The 10963-nt window shown below is 48.0% G+C and carries 9 protein-coding genes; 7 read left to right on the top strand and 2 right to left on the bottom strand.

Features of this window, described 5'->3' with window-relative positions:
- Nucleotides 1-1452 (top strand): Gldg family protein (locus NZ772_06380; GenBank protein ID MCS6813181.1); only part of this gene is annotated, 1452 nt, incomplete at its 5' end.
- Nucleotides 1453-1506: 54 nt separating this feature from the next.
- Entirely contained in the window at nucleotides 1507-2775 is a 1269-nt protein-coding gene (locus tag NZ772_06385) for a GTP cyclohydrolase II (GenBank protein ID MCS6813182.1), read from the top strand.
- Between the two features lie 53 nt (nucleotides 2776-2828).
- Here NZ772_06385 and NZ772_06390 read toward each other — a convergent pair whose 3' ends face one another.
- Both NZ772_06390 and grxC read right to left on the bottom strand, forming a co-directional pair.
- A complete protein-coding gene (locus NZ772_06390; GenBank protein ID MCS6813183.1) occupies nucleotides 2829-3812 on the bottom strand; it encodes an endonuclease/exonuclease/phosphatase family protein in 984 nt (327 codons plus the stop codon).
- 99 nt (nucleotides 3813-3911) lie between these two features.
- Nucleotides 3912-4172, bottom strand: a complete 261-nt coding sequence (gene grxC, locus NZ772_06395) for a glutaredoxin 3 (protein ID MCS6813184.1) — start codon at nucleotides 4170-4172, stop codon at nucleotides 3912-3914.
- Nucleotides 4173-4407: 235 nt separating this feature from the next.
- Here grxC and NZ772_06400 point away from each other — a divergent pair, with 235 nt between their 5' ends.
- From NZ772_06400 to NZ772_06420, 5 genes are all read left to right on the top strand, one after another.
- A complete protein-coding gene (locus NZ772_06400) occupies nucleotides 4408-5124 on the top strand; it encodes an HAD family phosphatase (protein MCS6813185.1) in 717 nt (238 codons plus the stop codon).
- 604 nt (nucleotides 5125-5728) lie between these two features.
- On the top strand, nucleotides 5729-6319 hold the full coding sequence (locus NZ772_06405) for a type IV pilin-like G/H family protein (protein ID MCS6813186.1): 591 nt from the start codon (nucleotides 5729-5731) through the stop codon (nucleotides 6317-6319).
- Between the two features lie 284 nt (nucleotides 6320-6603).
- The gene (locus NZ772_06410) at nucleotides 6604-7194 is read left to right on the top strand and encodes a type IV pilin-like G/H family protein (GenBank protein MCS6813187.1); all 591 of its coding nucleotides are present in this window, start codon (nucleotides 6604-6606) and stop codon (nucleotides 7192-7194) included.
- A 133-nt stretch (nucleotides 7195-7327) separates the two neighbouring features.
- Nucleotides 7328-9592 carry a tetratricopeptide repeat protein gene (locus NZ772_06415; GenBank protein MCS6813188.1) on the top strand — a complete coding sequence of 755 codons (2265 nt, stop codon included), beginning with the start codon at nucleotides 7328-7330 and terminating at the stop codon, nucleotides 9590-9592.
- Nucleotides 9593-10073: 481 nt separating this feature from the next.
- Nucleotides 10074-10613 (top strand): tetratricopeptide repeat protein, encoded by a 540-nt coding sequence (locus NZ772_06420; GenBank protein MCS6813189.1) that lies wholly within the window; start codon nucleotides 10074-10076, stop codon nucleotides 10611-10613.
- Nucleotides 10614-10963: the final 350 nt, after the last annotated feature.

The raw sequence follows: 10963 nt of genomic DNA on the forward strand, positions 1-10963 counted from the left end.
ACCCTGTCTGTCTTGCTTATCCTCGGCATTATTAATTTTCTGGGTGCCCGTTATGCTGCCCGCCTTGACTTAACCGATAACCAACTGTTCACACTCTCTCCCCAAACCCAACAGGTCGTTAAAGCCCTCAAGCAACCTGTAAAAATCTGGGTATTCCTGAAACCGGGGGATCCGGAAGCAACCGCTACACGCTCATTACTAGAACAATATCGCCAACTCAATGCCAGCAAGTTTAGCTTTGAAATTGTGGATCCTCAGGCTAAACCATTACTAGCCAAGCAGTTTGGCGTTACTAGCTTCGGCGAGGTTTACCTAGAAGCTGGGGATCAGCGTCAACAGGTACAACAGGTAACTCCCTATGAGCGCCTTGCGGAAGGGCGACTTACCAATCGCTTAGAGTTGCTATCCGGTGGTAAACAGACCGTGGTTTACTTCACTCAAGGACACCAAGAACTACCTCTAGAGCGCCAAGCCGAAAGTATTTCCCAAGTTTCTACCCTGCTGCTAGATAAGAGTATTAAGGCAGAACCCCTCAATTTGTCTACAACTGCAACAGTACCTACCAATGCGGCGGCTGTAGTGGTTGCTGGCCCCCGCCGTCCATTTTTAGAGGGTGAGATCAAAGCCCTGACAGACTATTCCGATCGGGGTGGTAGTTTGTTGCTGTTGCTGGATCCAACTGTGAAAACTGGCTTGGAATCTTTTCTGGAAACCAAGTGGGGCGTGAAGTTAGACGATCGGCTCGTCATCAATGCGTCTCAGCAACAGTTACTTGGCCCTTCTACCCCTGTCATCAGCCAATATGGTCAGCATCCAATTACAGAGGCCTTCCGGAACGGTTTCTCAGCCTATCCTTTTGCTCGACCCATTGCGTTAGTGCCTACTAAGGATGTGCAGCAATTTCCCTTGTTGATTACCGACAACCAAAACTGGGCGGAGACTAACTTGGATGACACCAACCTGAAGTTTGAGCCAGACAAAGGCGATATTCGCGGGCCATTGACAATTGGTGCCGCACTAACGCGGTCAGTTACCCCCAAGACAGCGGAGGCAGCCACTACTAGCCCGTCACCCACCCCTGAGTCATCCCCATCTCCAACTGCTAGCCCATCTCCCTCGCCTAGTCCATCTCCAACCACGAGTCCATCCCCATCTCCATCACCTGCAACAGAACAAGTAGAGGCTAGGTTGGTGATTATTGGTAATTCTCAGTTCGCCTCTAATCAACTAGTGCAAAATCCAGGCTTACTCAACAGTGATGTCATTCTGAATGCAGTGACTTGGTTGACAAGGCAGGACGATCGAGCCTTAGCTATTCGTCCGAAAGAGAGCAAAAATCGTGCCCTAAACCTTACAAGTTTGCAGGCAAATCTCATTGGATGGATTGCTCTAATCATTTTGCCATTGGTAGGCTTCAGCACAGCCGCTGCCCTCTGGTGGCGGCGACGATAGCTCTTGTCCCTTGTGGTTTCTGTTCGCTACCGTTGCTGTCAGGAATACGCCATCATGACCGATAAACCTACAAAAGCTCAGCCCCGTAAGCCATCCCATATCATCCTTACCTCCCACCAAACTCAGGGATCCACAGCCGTTATTCCCATTCGTTGGGGAGCTGCAACACCACAGGAGCGCGGCCCAGTGATTGGGTCACTCCGCAGTGCTAAACACCGAAATGTCATTGGCAGCCATGCAGGTTCCTATGGGGTGTATCGGGCCTTGGCCGTTGCCAGTGGAGTGCTTGACCCCACCCACAAGGCCGATTTAACTAATACTGCTCCTATTGTGGCCATTGGCCCTTATCCGGCTTGGAGTGATCCGGACAAAATTGTTTCTTTGGATCCATGGGGTGCCTATGCTGCTGATGTATTCAGTTCTTTTCAAGCAGATGACTATGACATTTTGCCTACGATCGCTATCACGAAAGCCCATATCAATATCCCAGAGCTAAAGGACGAGATTGCCCAGGGACGCTTACGGGTTGATGGTGACTTGTTAAAACCTGATGGCAGTCTAGTAGTTACTAAAGCTGCGATCGACCCCGTGTGGTACCTTCCAGGCATCGCCCATCGCCTAGGTATCAACGAGTGGGATCTGCGCACAACACTCTTCCAACAAACGGGTGGTATGTTTCCTGAGCTGGTAACCCGCCGAGATCTGCACGTGTTTTTGCCGCCGATCGGGGGCACTACTGTTTACATCATTGGTGATATTGCCGCTGTGACTGATCCGCATAGACCAGTTGCAGTCCGTGTCCATGACGAATGTAATGGCTCTGATGTCTTTGGCTCTGATATTTGTACCTGTCGCCCCTATCTTGTGCATGGCATCGAAGTCTGCATTCAAACTGCCCAAGAGGGGGGTGTTGGTGTGATTGTCTACTGTCGCAAGGAAGGACGTGCCTTGGGGGAGGTGACTAAATTTCTGGTCTATAACGCCCGTAAACGCCAAGAAGGTGGCGATCGTGCCGATGCCTATTTTCTCCGGACTGAGTGTGTTGCTGGTGTTCAAGATATGCGGTTCCAGGAATTGATGCCTGATGTCCTACATTGGTTGGGGATCACTCGGATCGATCGCCTAGTGTCAATGAGCAATATGAAATATGAAGCCATCACCAATGCAGGTATTGAGGTGAAGCAGCGAATTCCCATACCTCCAGAGTTGATCCCCGCCGATGCTCAAGTGGAAATCGAAGCCAAAAAGGCCTCTGGTTACTATACCGATCGCGAAGTGCTGCTTGGGGATGCCTTGGCTCAGGTTAGAGGGCGTGACTATTGACGTTTATCGACGGTTACCTTCCATAATATCCCCTTTGACTATTTCGGGCCTGACTATTTCAGGTCGATCGTTGCTACCACTTGTCCATGGTCAGACTGCCATGGTTCAACCTCGTCCCGACTCAGGGACTCATCAATCAAGTGGTCATTCAATACTGACACATAGCTAACCTTACCCACCGATCGGGGATTCTCAGCCACAAACTCCTGGCTCACCATAATGTGATCCAGACTTTCGTAGTGTCCTCCATGGATATGAGTGAAATAAAAATCACCATAGCTACGTCGTCCCTGAATGTCCTTGACTGGATAGAGCAAGGTGTCCCAAATTCGCTGCTTTTGATCTGGTTTAATATCTCGTCCTGGTGGTTCTCCAGATACAATTCGCGATGTTACCGATAACCCACTGTCATTAACATCGCCAATCAAAATTACGGGATGATTCTTCCCTTGCAGCGTCTCCATCAAAATCATTCGCAACGCCGTAGCTTCTGCTGCTCGCAAAATCAAGGCTCGTGCTTGCCCTTTAGCTCGCTCAATTGGGTCATTGCGGTTAACTCCCTCTGGCATGACTGGGCGCTTTGATTTCAGATGCACCACATAAACTGTGCACTCAATCTGGTCACACACATTTAGGCGCACGGCTAAAATTGGCCGAGAAAAATGAGTCAGTGGAATGGCAATCCCCTCAATGTCGAGCACAGCACCACTGGGAAATTTTTCAAATATCTGATAGTCCAACACCGGAAAGCGACTTGCTAGTGCCACAGCCGGACTCTCACCATTTCGAGCTGATACGATTACATGCTCGTAGGCAAGGTTGTCATAGGTAGCTAACACCTCCTTCAGAGCTTGTTCATGAAACACTTCCTGAAATCCGACAATATCAGCTTTCATGCGAATGAGCTGGTCGGCAATCCAGCGTCGCTTCTTATCGTAGATATCGGGTGTATAGGCAATATCGCCATAGCAGGCTACCCCTGGCAACGTCAGGTTGAACACATTAAACGTCCCGACGCGAAACGATTTTGACCCCATACTTTACCAATTTGAGCCGTGAGAAGATTCTGATGGTTCTATAACCACTAGCACCCATCTGATCAGCCTAACCAGCCTGACTAGCCCGACTTAAGTGTGTTAACTCGATAGCAGGGCATCCAGCTTACCTTGAGCATCCAGGGCATAGAGGTCATCACAGCCACCAACATGCCGATTGTTGATAAAAATCTGAGGTAACGATCGCTGACCATGAGCACGCTCTGCCATTACCTCTCGAGTTGTTTCGTCTCCATCAATACAATATTCAGTGTACTGAATGCCCTTTTTATCCAGCAGTGCCTTTGCCCGCAAACTATACGGACACCAAGACCATGTGTAAATTTCCACGTTAGAAGCCATTGCTACTTATCGATCAGAGTTGAGATTTGAAATTGAGATTCTGTCTCCGGATTGTAAACCATGACTCAACCTAATGCGCAACCTGAGGATCACGCTGGTATCAGCATCTTAGACCGATGTTCAAAAAATTTTTGCTGGGTTGTGTTGGTTTGCGCTCTAGCCCCGCATCTCCCGTAAAATGGGGTTTAGAGTAATGCAGCGAGGTGCAACCTGCATAGTTTCCCAAGGCTGATCTATGGCTCTCAAAGCTGTGTTGTTTGATTTTAACGGTGTCATCATCAACGATGAAGCTATCCATGCCAAGCTTCTGAATAAACTCTTGATAGAAGAAAACATTTGCCCCCAACCAGGAGAGTTCAACCAATATTGTCTGGGCCGTAGCGATCGTGCCTGCCTTGCTGCCATCTTAACCAGTCGCGGGCGAGTTGTCTCTGAGGCATATCTCGACAAACTCGTACAGCGTAAAGCTATGTTCTATCAACGCGAACTGGAAAGTATGACTGACTTGCCCATCTATCGGGGCTTAACAGATTTGTTGTTTCATCTAGTTCCTACAAAGTTGCGATTAGCTGTGGTAAGTGGTGCCTTGCGGTCTGAGATAGAGCTAGTGCTTACTAAAGCAGGGTTGATGGATTATTTCCACACAATCGTTGCGGGCGATGATGTTACCAATAGCAAGCCAGCACCAGATGGTTACCTATTGGCTGTGGAGCGCCTCAACCAACTTTTTCCGGATTTGCAATTGTTGCCGCAGGAATGTTTAGCGATCGAAGACACCCCAGCGGGCATTGAAGCTGCCAAACGGGCAGGTATGTCTGTCGTTGGTGTGGCCAACACCTATCCCTTTCACATGATGCAACGTCAAGCTAATTGGGCAGTGGACTATCTCTCAGATCTAGAACTTGATCGCGTACAAGAGGTGTTTGCTCGTCAGTCATCGATCGCCCCCTAAGGAATTTTTGGTTTGATTGATATGAAGTGTCATAAAGTTGGGTACGTTGATATCAACAATGAGTCATTCAGCTAATAGTTCTATGAGACAATGGTGATTTTTCAGCTAGTAGCATTGCGCCTATGTAACTATTTCTAGTTGAGCCATTATTCTCATTAGCGACGATGACACAGCTTCAAGGTTATTCCCTTACGCTGCATCCTACCATCATTTCTAAAACACCTGAGGGAGTTGAAGCTAGCACTCTACCAGATTTTACAGGGTATAGGCAATTCAAAGACCTGCGTTCTACCCCCTAGTGACATACTCAACAATTTGCTGAAAGAAGCACTATTGGGTATTGCACTAGTGAGTTTTACATAGGCCATTGTCCCCTTTAGGGATTAAGCTCGATCGACCATAGTTGACTAATTGGTTTCTATAAATTCATCGATGAGTGTGTTGATACTCATCTAAATTTTGATGTCCATATCAATGAATTTGTGGCCAATACATCAGGTATGGATAATCGCAATAATTACTCATGATTGTTGTGATTTCGATCAGGAATATTTATCCCTATTCGTCATGAACTCAACCATTCCATCACTAGGAGATTGAATCTATGAAGAGCGAATTTAAGGCAAAATTCCTGCAACATTTAGTGAAGAAAAAGCATGAAGGTGGCTTCACTCTGATTGAACTATTGGTGGTCATCATCATCATCGGTATTCTGTCGGCGATCGCCCTGCCCTCCTTTCTGAACCAAGCTAACAAGGCTAAGCAGTCTGAAGCTAAGCAGAACGTCGGTTCCATGAACCGTGCTCAGCAAGCCTACTACTTGGAAAATACCGAATTTGGTAGCACAGTACAGTTGCTAGGTCTGGGTATTCAAACCCAAACTATCAACTACTCCTATGGTGTTGAACTACAAAATGCAGCGTCAGCCGTGAATGTCTACGGCGCTACGTTGAAGAAGCCTCTGCGCCACTACCAAGGTCGGGTTTGGCTAGGTACTGTGGAAGAAACCAGCGAAGCCACTACCCTGGCAATGCTGTGTGAAACCAAGACCCCTGCCTTTGCTCACACTGGTTTGGATGGCTTGACTGGTACTAACTTTGGTAAATTCGCCGACAACGTTAGCGCTAACAACATCGACCAGTGTAAGACGGCTGCTACCATCTCTGCTAAGTGGAAGTTGCTGGAAGCTAAGTAACGTTCCAGACTGTCGATATCATCATCAGTGCTAAGGATGTGGGGAGTAGGGGAGACTCTCTCCTAACCCCCTCTCTCATAACGATGAGAACTTGCTTTCAAGCCCAGATGCTTGCACGTCTTAGAGTTCTGTGCAGATTCCTAATAGTCTCCAGATCAGCTACCGCTAGCACCCAAGGATGGAGAATTTTTGCCTAGGTGATATGAGTCATGACGAAGATGGGTAAGCTGATGCCAGGAGTTGGTAATCAAGCATTCCATTAGTTAATTAGGAGACTGAACTCTATGAAGAGCGAATTTAAGGCAAAGTTCTTGCAACACTTGGTTAAGAAGAAGAACGAAGGCGGTTTTACTCTGATCGAGCTACTGGTGGTCATCATCATCATCGGTATTCTGTCAGCGATCGCCCTGCCTTCCTTCCTGAACCAAGCTAACAAGGCTAAGCAGTCTGAAGCTAAGCAGAACGTCGGTTCCATGAACCGTGCTCAGCAGTCCTACTACCTGGAAAACAGCGAATTTGGTAGCACTGTTAACCTTTTGGGTCTAGGTATTCAAACTCAGACGGTTAACTACTCCTACGGTGTAGAACTGCGCGATGCTGCATCAGCCGTGAACCTCTATGGTGCATCCTTGAAGAAGCCTCTGCGTCACTACCAGGGCCGTGTCTGGCTAGGTACTGTGGAAGAAACTAGTGAAGCAACTACTCTGGCAATGTTGTGTGAATCCAAGACTCCTGCATTCGCCAATACTGGGTTGACTGGTTTAACTGGCACTGGCTTTGGTTCCTTTGCTGACAACACTAGCGCTAACAACATCGACCAGTGTAAGACGGCTGCTACCATCTCTGCTAAGTGGAAGTTGCTAGAAGCTAAGTAATCGCGACGTTCATTCTAGCCTAGGCTAGTTAGCTTGGACGTAGCAAGGATGGAGTGGGCACTTCAGCTCACTCCATTTTTATCGGGGTAGTTAGAATAACGTGGATATAGATTACCTTTTAAGGTGAATCATTGTGCTGATTTTGAGTGCAGACCATGCCATCAAGTACGGAGATAGTGACATGCTTTCAGCTAGCAACGAGGAATTGACACGATCGCTATCTCAGCAGGTGGTGCAGGCTCTTCATCAACAGCGCTATCAGACAGTAGTTGAGCTATGTGAACAGACGATAGCTACCAATCCAGCACAACCGTTACCCTATTGGTACCTAGGGCTAGCATTACTCCTCCAGGGTCAAGAGATGGAGGCTCAAGCCGCTTGGTTGACCCCACTAGCAGAGGCAGATCCTGATCACGAGGGAGAGTTAGTCACAGAGCTAGCTAGCATTTTGCGCACCCAAGCTACCTATGCGGCTGCTCAGGAAGATTATCAAACAGCTTGGTTAATCCGATGTCATCTGCGGGAACTGGTACCTAGTGATGCTGAAAATAGTCTCTTGCTGGTGCAACTGGCGATCGCTCTAGAAACCTTCACTGGGGATGATTTAACCACATGGGATGTGGCCGCTGTCCTGCAAGCAACTCCAGCAGGCACGATCGCAGAAAGTCTGCTACTACCAACCTTAGAGTCCTTAATGGAGCATGTAGCTGATCACCCAGCCTACCTGGCTGTGATGGCTGCGGCTAAGCCCCATGTCAGCGACCCCGAAACCCTTGTCTATCTCCTAGTGCGGAGCCTAGTAAAAGCAGGCTATCAACTGGGGAACTATGCCCAAGCGATTAACCTCGCAGAACTAGCGTTGCAACTAAACCCTGACGATATGGCAGCTCTAGGACATCTAGCAGCACTGTACCAAAAGTTAGGCCGATATGATGAAGCGATCGCCACCGCCAAGCGCTACCGCGACATCGCCACCACAATTCCTGGGCGTACCTTTGGCCATGGACTGTTGCTGCGGTTCTTAATGACTGCTGGAGGATTATGGGCAGAGGCGTATAACGTACTAGCTGAATTTGAAGCATCCCTCCAGACCCTGTTTCAGCACCCAGATGAAGTTAACCTGGATAGCACAGGCTCCCTCTTTACCTCCACAGCCTGCCTTCCCTACCTGCGTGATGATCCCCGTCAAAACCGTGATCTGCACAACCGAGTAGGATCCCTCTGTCAGCAAGTCATTCAACATCATGCTCTAGAAAACGAGCACCGTTCCTACCATCTCATTGCCTCATCCAAGCCCCGCCTTAGCCATCAACCCCTTAAAATTGGCTATGTGTCCGGCTTTTTGAAACGCCACTCTGTTGGTTGGCTAGCCCGCTGGTTGTTCCAGTACCACGATCCAGAACAGGTGCAGGTGTACGTCTATCTCATCAATCTGCCAGAGAATGATTTACACATTAAGCACTGGTTCACTGACTTTGCCTATAAAGTTCATTACATGGGCACAAATTACTTCGAGATTGCTGACCAAATTTACCAAGATGGTATCGATATACTCATTGATGTAGATAGCATCACGCTGGATATTACCTGCCAAGTCATGGCCTTGAAGCCTGCTCCCGTACAAGCTACATGGCTAGGTTGGGATGCATCAGGAATTCCTACAATCGACTACTTTATTGCCGATCCCTACGTGCTCCCAGAAAATGCCCAAGACTATCACCGTGAAACCATTTGGCGCTTACCTCAAACCTACATCGCCGTTGACGGCTTTGAATTAGGAGTCCCGACCTTACGCCGCGATCGCCTCAATATTCCCTCCGATGCTATTGTTTATTTCAGTGGTCAAAAGGGACACAAGCGTCACCCGGATACTGTCCGCCTACAGATGCAGATTATCAGCCAAGTCCCCAACAGTTACTTTCTGATTAAAGGCATTGGGGATCAGGATATTATCCGCGAGTTTTTCACCCAAGTCGCTGAAGAAGAAGGGGTCAGCCGCGATCGCCTCCGATTTTTACCCGAAGTCGCCATGGAGTCTATTCACCGAGCTAACCTAGCGATCGCTGATGTCATCTTAGATACTTATCCTTACAATGGAGCGACTACAACCTTAGAAACACTGTGGGTAGGTGTACCACTAGTAACCAGAGTCGGGCAACAATTCTCTGCCCGCAATAGCTACGGCATGATGATTAACGCTGGCATCACTGAAGGTATTGCTTGGACAGAGGCAGAGTATGTAGAATGGGGAGTCCGACTGGGAATGGATCCAGCCCTGCGTGATCAGATTACAGCTAAGCTGCGATCAGGACGGCAAACAGCCCCCATTTGGAACGCTGAGCAGTTCACTCGTGAGATGGAGAAAGCCTATCGACAGATGTGGGAGTGTACCCACTAGGCTGATGACCTGACATAGTAGGGCAGCTACCGGGAATTGCTTCGCACCATGTTTCAGATAGGGCAAGAGGAGTTTTACGTCACTTATCGACTGTTTGATAGCGTCTATCAAGGACACCATGATCAAACCGATTGTATTGTGAGCGTATGCCTTCGACGGAGGCCGTGCAAAAACAATCTTGCAATTAATACCTATGTATTCGTATAGACAGCGGTCACCTTTATGAGTTTTCTAGCCGTAGACTTTAGGAAGATAACTACTATCGACTGTCCAGACAATCAATACCTGGCTATGTCGGGAATGAGGCATGATGAAACCATGAGGTATTGTCAGGTATCGTCACGATCGAGACATGATGCACAAAGGCTTCGTTCTCTGTATTGCTTTCCTGGAATCTGTCTATACGCATGGGCTTGCGAGGGTACAGGCTGCTGAGGCTTATCTGTCTAAAGAACTAGTTGAGGTCAGGTCTTATGCTGCCATGACTGATCCAGCTACCCTAGCTAAGGAATTAGGGATCCGGGGTTTTCTGAAGGCAGACCGTGGGGATCATCGGGGGGCGATTGCTGACTTTACCCGCGCCCTAGAGTTGGATTCCTCTAATACTGACCTGTACTACAATCGGGGAATTTCTCGTGCGGCTATCGGTGACTATCCTGGAGCCATTGCTGACTTTACACAAACAATTCGCGCCGATCCCCGCAGTGCTGATGCCTACTATAACCGAGGCTTGGTATATAGCATCACGCAAAATCGCCAAGCTGCGATCGCAGACTTTACCCAAGCGATTCACATCTACGAAGTCCACGCTATGATGAATGTCTTGCTTGGGGAAACACCAACAATCGTGCCAAATTCAAATCTGCCCTATGTTTACTACAACCGAGGTAAGGCTTGGTCTGCCGCAGGAGTAACGTTGGCAGGCATTACAGATCTACGCCGGGCAGCTCTCTTGGCACAGCAGACTAGCGATCGGACATTGGTTCAGTTGATTCAGACTGAGTTAAGAACTCCACCCTAGTGCTATAGAAGCTTCATGACTGTAGATTGAGCAGATTGAGCACAAGACTGGGCATGGTCTAACACCTTAAATTTCCCGTGTTTGCAGTCTTCATCACACTACAACAAGCCACGAAGCTCTTAAAATCATGCGGTTGTTCGCGTAGGCAGATGAATGCAGATGAATAACGATTAACCGGTGAGTGAATTGAGACATAAATGGGGTACTTTAAAGCAATCGAATGTTTAAAAAATTATTAAAATTTTGTGCTTGTTCGTTAAGAGTTATCATTTAATTGAAGTCCTGCATGATTATTCGTCATTTAGTTGACACTTGTAGTTGACACTTAGGTGTGTTGAGAGGAGGCTAAG

This window comes from Cyanobacteriota bacterium, assembly GCA_025054735.1.
In the GTDB taxonomy this organism is placed as follows: domain Bacteria; phylum Cyanobacteriota; class Cyanobacteriia; order SKYG9; family SKYG9; genus SKYG9.